Raw genomic sequence first — 15426 nt, forward strand, 5'->3', positions numbered from 1 at the left:
GACTGAAGCATTGGGTTTGTTATCCCACAAACCGAACAATTATTCAATTTCCAATTTACCGGCCCAGCTTATCCTTCAAGCTGTAGTAGAGCATTCCCGCTACTAGCCCTGGCCAACGCAACAACGTTCCCCCGGGGAAGTTGTGTGTCGGAATGCGCGACAATATATCAAACCTTTCCTCGGTACCGGCAACCACCTCCGAAAGTATTTTTCCGGCGAATGTGGCTGTCGGAACGCCGTGCCCGGAATAACCCTGGCTGTAGTACACATTGGGCTCGAGGCGGCCGATGCTTGGCATTCTGTTGAGGGTGATCGCCAGCGTCCCGCCCCATCCATAATCGATGCGGGTATCGGCCAGCTGCGGATAGACTTCCAGCATGTATTTGCGCACGAAAGCGCGAATATCTTGAGGGAAACGGGAGGTGTAATTCTCTCCCCCGCCGAAAACCAGCCGGTTGTCACCGGAGAGTTTCCAATAATTGATCACAAACAGCGTGTCTTGAAGCGCGTAATCGTTCGCTATCAATTCCCGTGCCAGCTCTTCCGGAAGCGGCTCGGTTGCCAGTACAAAGTTATTGATCGGCATGATGCGCCCGGCCATACGCGGCTCGAGGTCGCCCAGATAGCCGTTGCAGGCAAGCACCACATTGCGTGCGCGCACGCGGCCTTTTGCGGTATTTACCTGGCAGGGCGTACCACCGCTGTAGCTGGTGACGCGGCTGTACTCAAAAAATTCAACGCCCGCTTTGGCTGCCGCCCTGGCCAACCCCAGCGCGTAGTTGAGCGGGTGCAGATGCAGGGAACCGTCATCCACCTGCCCACCGTGGAACCGATCCGAACCCACCAGGGTTCTAACCTCGTCCTTATCGGCGTATCGCATTTTGCTATAGCCGTACCGCTGGTTAAGAAGCTCGACCTCTTCTTTCAGCCAGGCATCGTGGCTGGGCTTGGCAGCCAGGTGCATGATGCCCCGTTTCAGGTCGCACTGAATATCGTGCTTGCGGATCAGCTCCTCTACCAGCGCCACCGCCTCCAGCCCCATATCCCACAAGGTTTTTGCGGTATCGAGCCCCAACATCTTTTCCAGGTCTTCCTGGCCTTTGCGCTGGCCAACGCCAACATGACCACCGTTGCGGCCGGAAGCGCCCCACCCTATCCTCTCGGCTTCGAGCACGACCACCTTGAAGCCACGCTCCGCGAGGTGCAGTGCCGAAGACAAACCGGTGTAGCCCGCACCAATAATGCACACATCAGCCTCCACATCCCCTTCCAGCGCACCATACAAAGGCGCGTCGTTCGCGCTGGCCGCGTAGTAGGAATCGGTATGGCCGAGCAGCTTGGTTACTGTTCCGCTGACAGGCATGGACATTCTCCAAAAACAAACAGGTAAGTGCGCCGGCTTAGTGGCAGCAAACCCAAGGCGCAGGGAGCTCGGCTCTCCTGAAACCTCGGCCAACCACAAAAACCGAAGGATTGTTCAATATTTCTTGAATGATAATTCGGTTTCTTGTAATAATCAAAGCTCGCAGGAAGAAAAACCTAAAGTTACTCACCTGCGCCCGCGCACATCCGCTGTTTGGGATGTTTAGGCGGGATATATACTAAAGAACCCCAATCGGGGAAAAGGCCCTTTATTAACAAGGTGTACCATGGACAAGATTACCCAGTGGCTCGCAGAACACTCCATTTCCGAGGTCGAGTGCCTGGTACCGGACATGTCCGGAAACGCGCGGGGCAAATTTACCCCTACCGATAAATTCCTCACCGAAGACAGTCGCCTACCAGAAAGCATCCTGGTACAGACGGTCACCGGTGACTATGTGGATGAACACAACGAACTGGTAGACCCGGCAGATACCGATATGCTGCTGGTTCCCGACCCGGACTCTATCCGTATCAACCCCTGGGCCAACGAGCCTACCGCGCAGATTATTCACGACTGTTACACACGGGACGGCAAGCCCCACCCCATCAGCACCCGGAATATTCTCAAGTTCGTACTTGAGAAGTATGCGGAACAGGGATGGCAGCCCGTTGTTGCACCAGAGGTCGAGTTTTACCTGATCAAACGCAACCTGGACCCGGACGAAAAGCTGTCCGCACCGGTGGGGCGCTCTGGGCGTACCGAGAAAACCCGCCAGTCCTACAGTATCGATGCGGCCAATGAATACGAGTCGATCATCGAAGACATGTACGACTTCTGTGAGGCACAGGGGCTGGACGTGGACACCCTTATTCACGAGTCCGGCACTGCACAGATGGAGATCAACTTCCTCCACGGCGACCCGCTGAACCTAGCCGACCAGGTTTTCACGTTCAAACGTACGGTGCGCGAGACCGCACTGCGCCACGGCATCTATGCCACCTTTATGGCGAAGCCGATGGAGGATGAACCGGGCAGTGCCCTGCACCTGCACCAGAGCGTAATCGACACAAAAACCGGAAAAAATATTTTTGTAAACGACGATGGCACCGAAAACGAGCGCTTCATGCACTTTATCGGTGGTATGCAGAAATACACTCCCGGCTTCATCACCTTCTTTGCCCCGAACGTGAATTCCTACCGGCGTTTCACGCCGGAAATGGCAGCGCCCACCAGCCTGCACTGGGGTTATGACAATCGCACCACTGGCCTGCGTGTGCCCGACAGCTCTGCGCAGGCGAAGCGGCTCGAGAACCGCTTCCCCGGTGCCGACTGTAACCCCTACCTGGCCATCGCCACGTCCCTGGCATGTGGGTACCTCGGCATGATGAACCAGGTCAAACCCAGCGAACCCTACAAAGGGGACTGCTCTTCAGAGCCGATTACCCTTCCACGCACCCAGGAGCATGCCCTGAGCCTGCTGGCAGAATGCCCGGAAGCCGTGGAAATGTTCGGGGACACTTTTGTGCGTGCCTGGGCAGCAATCAAACGCGACGAGTACGAAGAGTTCAATCGTGTAATCAGCTCATGGGAGCGGGAATACCTGCTACTGAACGTCTAGTACCCGGTAACTCCCAGCCCACAAAAAAACCCGGCTATTGCCGGGTTTTTTTGTTTCGCCTCGCCAGCTACTTGTGGCTCGGGTCTTTCCAGTAATCCTTCACCGTATCTTTCATTTCCCGCGCCAGGATTGAAATTCCGAACAGGTTGGGTAGCGTCATCAACACAATGGCCACCGCGGAGAGGTTCCAGATAATCGTAGTGTCTTCGATGGCCGCCCAGAAAAAGGCCACTACATATACCAGGCGGTAAGGCATCACCGCCTTGGGACCGAACAGGTAAATCATCGAACGGTCGCCGTAATACGACCAGGCGATGGCAGTAGAGAAGGCAAACAGCAAGATACCCAGCGTGACAATGTAACTGCCGTATTCCCCAAAGAAGCCCTTCTGGAAGGCCCGGTTGGTCAGCGCCACCGAGTGCAATAATGAATTCCCCCAGACTTCGACATTCTGGTTCACAAGCCGTCCGTCGTTGACATTCAGCACACCGGAATAATTATCGTCGCCCACCCGGAACTCAACCCCTTCGGCAACCGACCTGGAATTGATCACGGTAAATTCATCTTTATTCAGCGGCTGGCCGTCGGCAACCACGATTGTGCCCGTATAGGTGCGCACATCGCTGTCGAGCCCACTCAGGAATCCAAACAGCTGCTTGACGTGTGCCTCGTCTTTATCGGTATAGGCCCCTGCCAGCACGCGCATATCCGCCCGCTCAAAGCGGTTCATATGCTTTTCGGTCCACACGCCGGAAGACAGGATTACCAGGCCGGTCAGGGTACAAATGATCAGGGTATCGATAAAGGGTTCCAGCAGGGAAACCATACCCTCGGATACGGGTTCATCGGCACGTGCCGCGGCGTGCGCAATCGGTGCCGAGCCCTGGCCCGCCTCGTTGGAGAACAGCCCCCGGTTTACACCGCGGTTGAAGGCGTAGGCAAAGCTGGCACCGAGGAAGCCGCCCATAGCCGCACTGCCATTGAACGCACCGGAAAATACTGCAGCAAAAGAAGGGATGATGTTCTGGTAGTTATACAGAATGACCGCCAGCGCACCAATGATGTACAGCACCGCCATTACCGGAACAATGGTCGAGGTGACTTTGGCAATACGCGTAATACCACCGATGATCACCATCCCAAGCAGGATGGCCAGTACCCCGCCCGTCACCATCTTGCTGAGACCAAAGGTATCGTGCATGGCCTGGGCAATATTGTTCACCTGGGGCAGGCTACCGGTACCAAACGAACTGATCACCGTTGCGATCGCAAAGATCACGGCCAGCCATTTCATGTTCAGGCGACGCTCCATGTAAAACATGGGGCCACCCGCATAAAAACCATCCGCCGCTTTAATACGATATTTGTGGGAAAGGGTTACTTCCACGAACTTGGTCGTCATACCCAGGAACGCAGTCACCCACATCCAGAACAGTGCGGCCGGGCCACCAAGGAAAATGGCGAGGCCGACCCCGCCAATATTACCGGTGCCTACGGTACCCGAGAGCGCCGTCGCCAGAGCCTGGAAGTGGGAAGTATCACCGGGATCGCTGGGCTTGTCGTATTTGCCGCGCACGATTTTGATTGCATGGCCAAAATAACGCACCTGCGGAAAACCGAGGTATAGGGTGAAGAAAAAGCCTACCGCCAACAGCACATACGGGAACCAAAACGCGGATCCCAGAAAGCCATCCAGAGTTAACAACAATTGATTGAACGCTTCCAAACCAACCCCCACTGCCTATTATTTTTGATTAAATTACCATCAGGATGGCATAGCCACCGTTACGCCTTCACGGCCGGCCTGTCACGCGACATTCCGGCAAACGACTCCCCAATCAGGTAGCCGGGCGCCCTTTCAGTGCCGGGCAGATTAGCAGCTTCGTTCAGGTGAGAACAGCAATCCGCCAATTATCAGCAGCATAGCCTCTATTTCTGCCACGTTTTAAACAATTCACTAACGATTTTGCCAAAACAGGCAATTCTGTCGCAAAACTTCGCACACCGTTCCCCTGCTTCGACAAAGCCTGAAATACGATTTTGGCCTGCGGGCACAGTGCCGGCTACTGCTGAGACCAGCTATTTTGAAAACCGGTGCGCTGCGGGAAAACACCAAACTGGCCGCCGGTGTGCACGAACACCAGGTTTTTACAGCCTGAGTATTTACCCTGCTTTATATCCTGCAACATGCCGTGAAACGCCTTGCCGGTGTACACCGGGTCCAGCAATATTCCTTCCAGTTGTGCGGCCAGCGCGATGGTCTGGTAAATCTCTTCCGTTGCGATGGCGTAGCCCGGGCCAATATAGTCATCAATGACATGGATACGGCTTTCGTCGAACGGGAAGGCCTGCCGGTAACGATGGGCCCAATCCGCAACATCCTGACGCACCTTGTCTATAAAGTAATCAGTGCTGTCACACACGGCATACGCCGTCACATCCGCACTACTGCCAAACACCTGGCAGCCCAGTGTCAGCCCCGCCTGGGTACCGCCACTGCCACTCGCACAGATCAGGCGATCCGGCGCAAACCCTTCCCTGCGACAGTCCTCAAGAAGCTCCTCCGCAGCGAGTAGATAACCCCAGATTCCGAGTCCGTCACTGCCTCCCGTGGGAATGCACAGGGCGCGGTCTCCCTGCTGCTCATAAAACCTGGCCCATTGCTCAAACAGCTGCGGCAATGTATCGACGTATTCTCGCATTGGATAGAGAGACACCTGTGCACCCGCGAGGTAGTCCACCAGCAGATTGCCATCGGGCGTTTCAGGTGCGCCCGTTCCGCTGCCACCGCGGAGTATAAGGTGCGCCTTCATCCCGGTTTTGGCTGCAGCCAACGCGGTTGCCCGACAATGGTTAGACTGCTCACCGCCACAGGTAATCAGGGTGTTACAACCACGGGCCCTGGCTTCTGCAATGATAAATTCAAGCTTGCGCAACTTGTTGCCGGACATGGCGCTTTCAGTAAGGTCGTCCCGCTTGATCCAGATCTTTGGGCCACCATGGGGCAGCGAAAACTGCTCGCTAATCCTGTCTAGCGGCTGAAGTGGTGTCGGAAGATTCGCGAGCCGCTCGCGTGCCGGATACTGGATACTCACCCTATTCCCCTATGATCTTTGTATTTAATACTGGTTCGGCCAAATTATGGCCACAAAAAAACCCGGCTGTAACCGGGTTTTTTTACCTATCTTATCCGCCCCACTTTCGCCTTCGACACAAGCGGGCAACCCGGATCAGATATTCTTGATGGTGCCCTTGGGCAGCACAGCGTGCACGGCAACCTTCTGGAATTTGAGCTTCATGTTGTCAGCCACTTCGAGAATGATGTAATCATCGTCCACTTTTTCGACACGGCCCAGCATACCGCTGGTCATTACCACTTCATCGCCCTTTTTCAGAGCGCCCACCAGCTCCTGGTGCTCTTTTTGACGTTTGCGCTGCGGGCGAATAATAAACAGCCACATGAACACAAACAGACCACCGAACATCAGCAGGGTGATAAGCGGGTTGCCCTGAGGAGCCGGAGCCGCCTCTTGTGCCATTGCAGCAGGAATAAAGAAATCCATGGTCTAAACCTCGATAGAGTCATTCAAAAATCTGGGACCAACTCTAACGGGTTTGACAAAATGAGGCAATCCAGAGCACCGGTGTTTACCGGAACCCTGGATTACGTGATGCGAGGGGTTTTGTAGCGACTTCTTAAAAACGCTGTCTGACTTGCCGGCGGTACCCGGTTGGAGACATGCCGGTCCAGCGCTTGAATGCACTGGTAAAGCTGGTTCTGTCAGAGAAGTCGAGGATACGGGAAATGCCGTCCACGCTCAGTGCAGTATCTTTCAGGAAGTGTACTGCGTGGCGGAAACGAACATGATCGCGCAGAGAGGCGAAACTCAGGTTATGTTCCTGCAAACGGCGCTGCAGGGTCCGGGTAGACATACTGAGATCAGATGCTACCGGGCGAATGGCCAGAGATGCCTTTCCAATCCGTTGTTCAAGCACGTCGATAACTCGAGCGGCGATACCGAAGCTGGTTGCCTCCGGTGGCGCCAGCAACTGATCAAGAATGTTCGGATCACCGGACAGTCTTGCCTGCTGCAGGGGTTTGTCTTCTGAGAGCGAAGCTTGGTCTGGCTGAATATGGTTCATTGAGCTGCTCCTTGCTGGGTTCCTTGAGCCGCGGTTATTGTTCTACGCCCGCTTCCTGCGAGTCCCTTTTTACCACTGCCAGCATTGTACGGATCTGTGCCACTGCTGACTACTACCTGGGTGCGGGGGGCACCTGAAAACAGGCATCGAAGCCTACCCAGAGTGAATGATTTTTGTACTACTTCCTCGCACCACACCCAAACGCTCTGGGCCAGACGGTTGAGCGGCGCTCCTTTACACAAGCCAGTATAGACCATCTGGGGATAATGCAAGGGACGACAGTGAATTTTTTTTAAATCTCGCACAAAATGATGCCCCCGCCAGAGCAAAAGACAGGACTCTGGGGACTATCCTGCCATACTGCACGTCCTAATTACGCCGTAACGATAGAATCGCCCCCGGTAGAGTAAGACTATTGCCCCACCCCACCTGAATCAGTCCAGGTTTTCTTGCAGCCAGTTCAACACATCGTCGTGATGGGTCTTGGTTTTGAACTTATCCATGATGTGCAGCAAACGGCCATCCTTACCCACAATAAAGGTGGTACGGATCAGCCCCATAAATTCCCGGCCCATGAATTTTTTCAGCCCCCAACACCCGTACTTGTCTGCAATCTTGTGCTCTTCATCCGCGAGCAGGTCGAAATTGAGCTCATGCTTTTCCATAAACTTGTGCAACTTAGCCTCGGGATCCGGGCTGAGGCCGAGCACAACGGTATCCAGCTTTTCAAATTCCCCGGCGGTGTCGCGAATCCCGCAGGCCTGGGTGGTACAACCTGGCGTCAGTGCCTTGGGGTAAAAATACAGCACCACATTTTTCTTACCGCGAAAATCCTTGAGGGCGACCTTTTCACCATTCTGGTTTTTCAGTGTGAATACCGGTGCGAGGTTGCCGATCTTTGGATGTGCCATGGTGTCTCCCTTGGTAAAAAGCGATACATGTAAAAGGCCCGTCTCTTACGAGGCGGGCCCGGCGTATTATATCCATTAGTTCCCTGCCAACGGCAGGACTGCGTCAGAAGTCTTGAAGCCTGAAGCTCTGTTCTTTGCGCGCACATAGCCCACAACTGCCAAGCTTCTCAACCAGTGCCGCCTTTTCCGCATCGGTGAGAAACTCGCCAATTTCCAGGCAGCCTTCCGGGCCAGTGAGAATCACCGAAGCGGGCTCGGTGGGTGTACTTCCCATCCGCACCATGACCGCAAGGCTGCAGCGTTCGAATTCCCGGTGATACACAGGGCGCTCGAGATTACCGCGACTGGTATCCAGAACTACGCGCTCATCGCTGATACGGATCACCTCCCGGCGAGTACCTTCCATATAGACATAACCGAACAGCACGGCGAGCAACAGGACTTCAAGCCCGGCAAACGGGATAACCATCCACGCGCCCGCGAGCGCAAACGCGACACTGATACCAAGGGATACCGCCACCAGGGAGATAAACACCCAGAGGTTGCCTGCCATCGACAGGGACTGGTTGGGCGCGAGGAGGATACAGGCCCGGCGCCCGCGCGCGCCGCCGACTTCTTTGACCATGGGTACAACATCCATCACTGTGATATTTTCAGTGTAGGACAGCGCTTTTTGGAACCAAGGGTCACGCGCACCCTATGCATACCCCGCGAGGGCCCGACCCGGCGGCGTAACCATCAGCTACAATCAGAAGCGCATGGCGTACCGGTCAGTCACCCTATTCTGGTAAAGCCGACCCTCGGCAGTGCCCCGGGGGACTGGATTTTCCTGCAATCAGGGGGCAAGATGCCCGCGCTTATTGCCGTACGCGACCACAAGCCGCGTTTACGACCTGCATAAATAGCCGCGTGAGAGTACCTGGGCCCTGATCCGGCCTCAGGGAAGGCCACACCAGCAAACGCGAACAACAAGAGCACCATCATGCAAGTTGAATCCATCGATACCCTTCTCAAGTCCAGCCAGCGCGAAGGCGAAGCCACTCGCGTTCAAGGCTGGATCCGTACCCGCCGGGACTCCAAAGCGGGCCTGTCCTTTCTCGCTGTACACGACGGCAGTTGTTTCGACCCGATCCAGGTGGTTGTGGAATCCTCCATCAATAATTACCAATCGGAAGTACTAAGGCTCACGACCGGCTGTGCCGTGGACATCGAAGGCACCATCAAGCCTTCCGAGGGCAAGGGCCAGTCTATCGAGCTGCTCGCCACCAGTGTCAGCGTCGTCGGCTGGGTGGAAGACCCCGACACCTATCCGATGTCGCCCAAGCGCCACTCCATGGAGCACCTGCGGGAGCACGCGCACCTGCGCCCGCGCACCAATGTGAGCGGCGCGGTCGCACGCGTGCGCAACTGTATTGCGCAGGCCGTACACCGCTTCTTCCATGAGCGCGGCTTCAACTACGTGCACACCCCGATCATTACCGCCTCGGACTGTGAGGGCGCTGGTGAAATGTTCCGCGTGAGCACACTGGACCAGAGCAACCTGCCATTGACCGATAAAGGTGAAGTGGACTACAGCGAAGACTTTTTCGGCGAAGAAACCTTCCTCACCGTTTCCGGCCAGCTGAACGTGGAAAGTTACTGTCTGGCACTGTCCAAGGTGTATACCTTCGGCCCGACATTCCGCGCGGAAAACTCCAACACCACCCGCCACCTGGCGGAGTTCTGGATGGTCGAGCCGGAAATCGCATTCGCCGACCTGGCCGACTGCGCGAATCTCGCCGAAGAAATGCTCAAGTATGTGTTCCGCGCGGTACTGGATGAGCGCCCGGATGACATGGCCTTCTTCGCCCAGCGCATCGACAAAGAAGCCATCTCGCGCCTCGAAAACATCATCGACAATGACTTTGCACGCATCAACTATTGCGAGGCCATTGAGATCCTTGAAAACTGCAAGGAAAAATTCGAGTTCCCGGTTTCCTGGGGCATTGACCTGGCCTCCGAACACGAACGCTATCTGGCCGAGAAACACTTCAAGAAGCCAGTGATCGTGCTCAATTACCCGAAAGATATCAAAGCGTTTTATATGCGTATGAATGACGATGGTAAAACCGTGGCGGCGATGGACGTTCTCGCTCCGGGCATCGGCGAGATCATCGGTGGTTCCCAGCGCGAAGAGCGCCTGGACAAGCTGGATGCGCGCATGGACGAAATGGATATTCCGAAGGAACATCTGAACTGGTATCGGGATCTGCGCCGGTACGGCACTGTTCCACACGGGGGCTTCGGGCTCGGATTCGACCGTATCGTTTCCTACGTCACCGGCATGGGCAACATCCGCGATGTCATCCCGTTCCCGCGCACGCCGCGCAATGTGCGATTCTGAGTTTCGTTTTCACTTTCGTACCGACGTAAAAAAACCCGCACATGGTGCGGGTTTTTTTGTTTTCGCGGCGTTAAAAATCAGCCGACGAAATCAAGGCAGCAGGTGCGCAACGGCGTCGCGCTCTTCAGCCAGCTCGGTCTCGGTGGCAGACATTTTCTCGCGGGAGAAATCATTGATGTCTACGCCCTGAACGATTTCCCAGTCGCCGTTCTTGCAGACAACCGGGAAGGAGTAGATCAGGCCTTCCTGGATACCGTAAGAACCGTCGCTGTATACGCCCATGCTGGTCCAGTCGCCCTCGGCAGAACCCAGTGCCCAGTCGTGCATATGGTCGATGGCAGCATTCGCTGCAGACGCAGCAGATGAGGCGCCGCGGGCTTTGATGATCGCTGCACCGCGCTGCTGAACAGTCGGGATGAAGTCGTTTTCGTACCACTCCTGCTCTACTTTGCCCATGGCGTCTTCGCCCTTGACCTTGGCCTGGTGCAGGTCCGGGTACTGGGTCGCAGAGTGGTTGCCCCAGATGGTCATGTGGGTAATGTCATTCACCGTGGAATCGGTCTTGTTCGCCAGCTGAGTCAGGGCACGGTTGTGGTCCAGACGGGTCATGGCGGTAAAGTTACGCGGATCCAGATCCGGCGCATTGCGCTGGGCGATCAGTGCATTGGTATTGGCCGGGTTGCCAACGACCAGTACTTTCACGTTGCGCGCGGCAACGTCGTTCAGCGCCTTGCCCTGCGCGGAGAAGATAGCCGCATTGGCTTCCAGCAGGTCTTTACGCTCCATGCCCGGTCCGCGCGGACGTGCGCCAACCAGCAGTGCGTACTCTACGTCTTTGAACGCAACGGTCGCGTCGTCGCTCTGAACGATGCCAGCCAGCAGCGGGAAGGCACAATCTTCCAGCTCCATGGCAACGCCTTTCAGCGCTTCCAGCGCGGGAGTAATCTCCAGCAGCTGAAGAATAACTGGTTGATCCTTACCGAGCATTTCGCCGGAAGCGATGCGAAACAGCAGCGAGTAGCTGATCTGACCGGCGGCGCCGGTAACTGCAACACGAACAGGTGCTTTCACGATGTATCTCCGTTGTTTTCAGGCGCCCGCATTATAGGGCCTTGCCAATTAATTTCATTATCCTTTAGTCGGTATAAGAGCAAAATTGTCAGGCCAAATCCTTCTGGGAGCCCGGATAACGGTTACTAAGCGCCGTATAAAGCTGATCGCTGAAGTTTTCTGCTGCACTGTCTAAAGATTGGGCAATCTCGGCCAGATGCTCATTATCTTCCCGACCGGCCCACAACTTCTGGTAGGTGCCCTCTTTGTAGCCGTGATCCTGGCGGAAACGGTTAAGCACGTTCTTGCCCACGTATCGAAGGTAGAGGTCTTCGAACGGCATGTCACAATCGATCATCAATTGTGCAAACCCAACCAGGTCAAACTGTTTGGTGGAGAGCGTGTTGAGGGTAAACGCCTCGAGGTTTTCGCGGAAGTCACCGGCAACTGGCTGCTCGGCGGACAACTGCTGTTCCATTTTCGCCGCCACCGCTTCCGGGCTGCCCTGCTGCAGCTCGAGGCTCAGGCCAAAATGCCAGATATCCACCAGCTCCAGCTTCACCTGCTCCATTTCTGGTTGCTGCTTTTTCCACCACTTCCAGCCGTAGTGATCGAGCAGCTCTGCGCTCTCCACCCAGATGGCACGGTACCAGGCGAAGTTTTGTTCACGCCAGTTTTCATTGACCAGCGTATTGATCTGGTCCTGCAGCGCCAGCATGGTCTGCAATTGCTGTTGCAACATAAAGGGTTCCTGATTGTTCGGAGGTCGCGCCTATGCGGCGCGGGGAAATAACCGGTAAAAATTTTCAGTGGTGATAGCCGCGAGTTCCTCATAGGAAATGCCCCGCAGCTCGGCAATAAATTCGGCCACTTCCCGCACATACGCGGGGATATTGGGCTTGCCCCGATATGGCACCGGTGCGAGATAGGGAGAGTCGGTCTCTACCAGTAGCCGGTCCAGCGGAACCTGCTTGGCGACCTCGCGCAGCTCTTCCGCATTCTTAAAGGTGACGATTCCGGAAAGAGAAATGTAGTAATTCAGGTCCAGGGCGGCTTTTGCCATTTCCCAGCTCTCGGTGAAGCAATGCAGCACACCTGCGTGTTCGCGACTACCGTGCTCCCGGATCAGGTCAATCGTGTCCTGACGAGCATCGCGGGTGTGCACGATCACCGGCAGCGCCACTTCCGCGGCCGCCTGCAGATGAGCGACAAAACTGTGCTGCTGGACCTGTTTGGTTTCTGTGCTGTAGTAGTAGTCGAGTCCCGTCTCGCCGAGGGCAACAACATTGGGCCGGGTGGAGAGCGTCTTCAGCTTTTCGACATCCGCCAGCCCGGACTCCACGTCCAGCGGGTGCACGCCTACGGAGCAAACCACATCGTCATAGCGCCCGGCGATGCCGAGCACGTCATCTACGTTCTCAAGACTGATGCCGACACACAGGAACTTGCCAACGCCGCGGCTGCGCGCCAGCTCAAGCACCGCGTCCAGGTCGCCATCGAATTTATCCAGTTTGAGTCTGTCGAGATGACAGTGAGAATCTACCAGCATGGAACAGAGCCTGTTGGTCGTGGGCTGCTGAGGATCGGAGACACCACAGAAGCCGGGAAAACTAAGCGGGGAATTATACAGATACAGGGCCCGATGCGCGCGGTTTCACGCCGGGCCAGACGGGGCAAGGGATGCCCCGCCTATTCAGGCCTACAGGGTGTGCGTGGGACGGCTGGACTCCAGCGAGCCCGCCAGCAGGGTTTCAATCTTACTCTGCGCGGTATTTTCTTTATCGCTGAACTGGATGCCGATACCCGGTGTGCGGTTGCCCTGGGCGCCGCCAGGGGTAATCCATACTACCTTGCCGGCAACAGGCAGCTTTTCTGGTTCCTCCATCAGGCTCAGCAACAGAAAAACTTCATCGCCCAGACTGTAGGTTTTATCGGTGTTGATGAACAGGCCACCATTTTTGACGAATGGCATATACGCCGCATACAGCACGGATTTATCCTGAATCTTCAGCGACAGGATGCCGTTTCGGGCACCACCCCCCATACCTTTCATATTCAACCCCGTTTCGGAACCAACCGGTTTTTTTGTTCTGATTACGCTTTGCGCTGTCGAATTATTGCGCAACGGAAGCCGGTGAAACCGTTGCCGTCACGCCATCTCGGTAACTTACCGCGCCAACGCGCAGCCTGTCTACTGCCTTACCCAGTGCAAACGAACCGTGTCGCACAGGTTAGCGAAAAAGCGCAGACCATCGAATCAACAGCTCTTCCATCAATAGCCGTTTGTTCGGGTTACTGTTGCCAGTGAGCAATCCCCGCGCCTTCAAAAGATGATCATAGAAAGCAAACAAGGGACGCTGGCTCTCCGGGCCAGATCCGGGCAGGCGTTGCAACAGAGCCATTACCGGCGCATCTACCGCCTGATCCGTGCTCCGCGCCTTCAACATCTGCCCGACCCAGCTCTGCCAGAATTGAAGCAGCAGATTGAGATCTGCGCCCTCCCCCGGGGACTCCCAGCGTCCAGCCAATGTTACCGGGTTTTCACTGCCACGGGTCAGTCCCGTGATATCCGCCAGGAACTGGTCTCGGATCTCTTTGGCCTCGGGCTCCATCAGGGTGACGGCCAGCAAAGGGGCTCCACCGGCAAGCACCAGCGCGCTTGTCGCCAGATCGCCCTCCACTCCGCTGTCGTTCAACCAGCGCAACGCGGACTGCTGCGGCGGCACCGGGAAGGCAATACTCTGACAGCGACTCCGGATGGTGGGAAGCAAACCCGAAGGGTTGTCAGTGATCAGCAGGAAAATTACCGACCCCGAGGGCTCCTCGAGGTTCTTCAGCAGCGCGTTCGCCGCGTTGATGTTCATCGACTCGGCCGGTGCCAACCAGACCACCCGTGCACCCTCGCGGGCACTGGTGCGCCCGACAAACTCCCCCAGCTGACGGATCTGCTCCACCTTGAGTGGGCCCTGCTCTTTCTCTGGCACCACACGGATATAGTCCGGGTGGGAGCCAGCAATGCGCAGCTGGCACCCGCGGCACTCACCACAAGCCAGCCCGTGACGCGGCTGATCACACAGCAGCAATGCCGCAAATGCATCCGCAAAACGGCGCTTGCCCAACCCTGGCTGACCACTTACCAGTAGCGCATGGGGACAGCGGCCAGCGGTCCACTGGGCTCCCAGGCGTTGCCATTGCGCCGCCTGCCAGGGTAGCGGCGATGGAATTGGTAGCTGCACCGGTGGCGCGGTTTCGGGCTTGCTGGCCGCCTTGCTCATGCGGCACCCGCAATGTCTTCGAGTTCCTGTGCTAGTCGCGCCTGCACCTCGCCGAGAGGCTGGGACGCATCAATTACCGCATAGCGCTGCGGCGCAGCAGCCGCGCGCTCACGATACGCTGCCCGCACCTTGGTGAAAAACGCGGACTGCTCACTCTCAAAGCGATCTGCCTCGCCGGTGGAGGCGGCCCGCTGTAGCCCGACCTCCGGATCCAGATCCAGTAACAGTACGCGGTCGGGTCGGAGGTCGCCCTGAACGGTCTGCTCAAGCTGTGAAATCAGGGCGCGATCAAGGCCCCGACCGCCACCCTGGTAGGCGTAGGTCGCATCGGTAAAGCGGTCACAGATCACCCATTTGCCACTGGCGAGCGCCGGCTTGATGACCTCGCTCAAATGCTGTGCGCGCGCCGCAAACACCATCAGTAATTCAGCGGTGGGGTCTACGGACTCTTCACGCTTTTCCAGTAACAGGGTTCGCAACTGCTCCGCTAGCGGCGTGCCGCCGGGCTCTCTTGTCTGGACATAGTCGATACCCCTGCTGTCCAGCCACTGGGTAATAAATCGGAGATTGGTCGATTTGCCGACCCCTTCTCCCCCTTCAAGGGTAATGAACTTGCCTGAAGATTGATTTGACATGGAATCTCTGCCGATTGGGAATAGCCCCAACCTCGTATTAATCGA

The 15426-nt window shown here is 56.3% G+C and carries 15 protein-coding genes; 2 read left to right on the top strand and 13 right to left on the bottom strand.

The window, feature by feature from the left end; genetic code table 11:
- Positions 1–55 precede the first annotated feature (55 nt).
- On the bottom strand, positions 56–1363 hold the full coding sequence (locus GTQ55_RS09320; RefSeq protein WP_161858488.1) for an NAD(P)/FAD-dependent oxidoreductase: 1308 nt from the start codon (positions 1361–1363) through the stop codon (positions 56–58).
- Positions 1364–1649: 286 nt separating this feature from the next.
- Between GTQ55_RS09320 and GTQ55_RS09325 the strand changes: the two genes are divergently transcribed.
- The gene (locus tag GTQ55_RS09325; protein ID WP_161858489.1) at positions 1650–2984 is read left to right on the top strand and encodes a glutamine synthetase family protein; all 1335 of its coding nucleotides are present in this window, start codon (positions 1650–1652) and stop codon (positions 2982–2984) included.
- Positions 2985–3051: 67 nt separating this feature from the next.
- On the opposite strand, the gene GTQ55_RS09330 is transcribed toward GTQ55_RS09325, so the two are convergent.
- The 6 genes from GTQ55_RS09330 to GTQ55_RS09355 form a co-directional block, all read right to left on the bottom strand.
- Positions 3052–4710 (bottom strand): alanine/glycine:cation symporter family protein, encoded by a 1659-nt coding sequence (locus GTQ55_RS09330; protein ID WP_161858490.1) that lies wholly within the window; start codon positions 4708–4710, stop codon positions 3052–3054.
- 337 nt (positions 4711–5047) lie between these two features.
- Entirely contained in the window at positions 5048–6079 is a 1032-nt protein-coding gene (locus tag GTQ55_RS09335; RefSeq protein ID WP_161858491.1) for a D-cysteine desulfhydrase family protein, read from the bottom strand.
- A 135-nt stretch (positions 6080–6214) separates the two neighbouring features.
- The gene (gene yajC, locus GTQ55_RS09340; protein WP_161858492.1) at positions 6215–6547 is read right to left on the bottom strand and encodes a preprotein translocase subunit YajC; all 333 of its coding nucleotides are present in this window, start codon (positions 6545–6547) and stop codon (positions 6215–6217) included.
- 133 nt (positions 6548–6680) lie between these two features.
- Positions 6681–7127, bottom strand: a complete 447-nt coding sequence (locus tag GTQ55_RS09345; protein ID WP_043316188.1) for a helix-turn-helix domain-containing protein — start codon at positions 7125–7127, stop codon at positions 6681–6683.
- Positions 7128–7561: 434 nt separating this feature from the next.
- Entirely contained in the window at positions 7562–8038 is a 477-nt protein-coding gene (gene bcp / locus GTQ55_RS09350; RefSeq protein WP_161858493.1) for a thioredoxin-dependent thiol peroxidase, read from the bottom strand.
- Between the two features lie 103 nt (positions 8039–8141).
- Positions 8142–8678, bottom strand: a complete 537-nt coding sequence (locus GTQ55_RS09355) for a DUF2244 domain-containing protein (RefSeq protein WP_161860098.1) — start codon at positions 8676–8678, stop codon at positions 8142–8144.
- A gap of 342 nt (positions 8679–9020) precedes the next feature.
- On the opposite strand from GTQ55_RS09355, the gene asnS reads away from it, so the two are divergent.
- The gene (gene asnS, locus GTQ55_RS09360) at positions 9021–10421 is read left to right on the top strand and encodes an asparagine--tRNA ligase (RefSeq protein WP_161858494.1); all 1401 of its coding nucleotides are present in this window, start codon (positions 9021–9023) and stop codon (positions 10419–10421) included.
- Positions 10422–10511: 90 nt separating this feature from the next.
- Here asnS and GTQ55_RS09365 read toward each other — a convergent pair whose 3' ends face one another.
- The 6 genes from GTQ55_RS09365 to tmk all read right to left on the bottom strand — a co-directional run bounded on the left by GTQ55_RS09365 (position 10512) and on the right by tmk (position 15381).
- The gene (locus GTQ55_RS09365; RefSeq protein WP_161858495.1) at positions 10512–11492 is read right to left on the bottom strand and encodes a malate dehydrogenase; all 981 of its coding nucleotides are present in this window, start codon (positions 11490–11492) and stop codon (positions 10512–10514) included.
- A gap of 88 nt (positions 11493–11580) precedes the next feature.
- Positions 11581–12213 carry a dUTP diphosphatase gene (locus tag GTQ55_RS09370; protein ID WP_183946532.1) on the bottom strand — a complete coding sequence of 211 codons (633 nt, stop codon included), beginning with the start codon at positions 12211–12213 and terminating at the stop codon, positions 11581–11583.
- Between the two features lie 30 nt (positions 12214–12243).
- The gene (locus tag GTQ55_RS09375) at positions 12244–13020 is read right to left on the bottom strand and encodes a TatD family hydrolase (protein ID WP_161858496.1); all 777 of its coding nucleotides are present in this window, start codon (positions 13018–13020) and stop codon (positions 12244–12246) included.
- A 150-nt stretch (positions 13021–13170) separates the two neighbouring features.
- Entirely contained in the window at positions 13171–13524 is a 354-nt protein-coding gene (locus GTQ55_RS09380) for a PilZ domain-containing protein (RefSeq protein ID WP_161858497.1), read from the bottom strand.
- 178 nt (positions 13525–13702) lie between these two features.
- Positions 13703–14746, bottom strand: coding sequence for a DNA polymerase III subunit delta' (locus GTQ55_RS09385; RefSeq protein ID WP_161858498.1), 1044 nt, complete (start codon positions 14744–14746; stop codon positions 13703–13705).
- Complete coding sequence (gene tmk, locus GTQ55_RS09390; RefSeq protein ID WP_161858499.1) at positions 14743–15381, bottom strand: dTMP kinase; 639 nt, start codon at positions 15379–15381, stop codon at positions 14743–14745. Before tmk ends, GTQ55_RS09385 begins: the two co-directional genes overlap by 4 nt.
- Between the last annotated feature and the right edge of the window lie 45 nt (positions 15382–15426).

The sequence above is a fragment of the Microbulbifer hydrolyticus genome (assembly GCF_009931115.1).
GTDB classification, from domain to species: Bacteria; Pseudomonadota; Gammaproteobacteria; order Pseudomonadales; family Cellvibrionaceae; genus Microbulbifer; species Microbulbifer hydrolyticus.

Bases quoted from the DNA above. Each gene is read 5' to 3' on its own strand.
- GTQ55_RS09320 (WP_161858488.1), bottom strand. From the start codon at position 1,363: ATGCCTGTCAGCGGAACAGTAACCAAGCTGCTCGGCCATACCGATTCC.
- GTQ55_RS09325 (WP_161858489.1), top strand. From the start codon at position 1,650: ATGGACAAGATTACCCAGTGGCTCGCAGAACACTCCATTTCCGAGGTC.
- yajC (WP_161858492.1), bottom strand. From the start codon at position 6,547: ATGGATTTCTTTATTCCTGCTGCAATGGCACAAGAGGCGGCTCCGGCT.
- GTQ55_RS09345 (WP_043316188.1), bottom strand. From the start codon at position 7,127: ATGAACCATATTCAGCCAGACCAAGCTTCGCTCTCAGAAGACAAACCC.
- bcp (WP_161858493.1), bottom strand. From the start codon at position 8,038: ATGGCACATCCAAAGATCGGCAACCTCGCACCGGTATTCACACTGAAA.
- GTQ55_RS09355 (WP_161860098.1), bottom strand. From the start codon at position 8,678: ATGGATGTTGTACCCATGGTCAAAGAAGTCGGCGGCGCGCGCGGGCGC.
- asnS (WP_161858494.1), top strand. From the start codon at position 9,021: ATGCAAGTTGAATCCATCGATACCCTTCTCAAGTCCAGCCAGCGCGAA.
- GTQ55_RS09370 (WP_183946532.1), bottom strand. From the start codon at position 12,213: ATGTTGCAACAGCAATTGCAGACCATGCTGGCGCTGCAGGACCAGATC.
- GTQ55_RS09375 (WP_161858496.1), bottom strand. From the start codon at position 13,020: ATGCTGGTAGATTCTCACTGTCATCTCGACAGACTCAAACTGGATAAA.
- GTQ55_RS09380 (WP_161858497.1), bottom strand. From the start codon at position 13,524: ATGAAAGGTATGGGGGGTGGTGCCCGAAACGGCATCCTGTCGCTGAAG.
- GTQ55_RS09385 (WP_161858498.1), bottom strand. From the start codon at position 14,746: ATGAGCAAGGCGGCCAGCAAGCCCGAAACCGCGCCACCGGTGCAGCTA.
- tmk (WP_161858499.1), bottom strand. From the start codon at position 15,381: ATGTCAAATCAATCTTCAGGCAAGTTCATTACCCTTGAAGGGGGAGAA.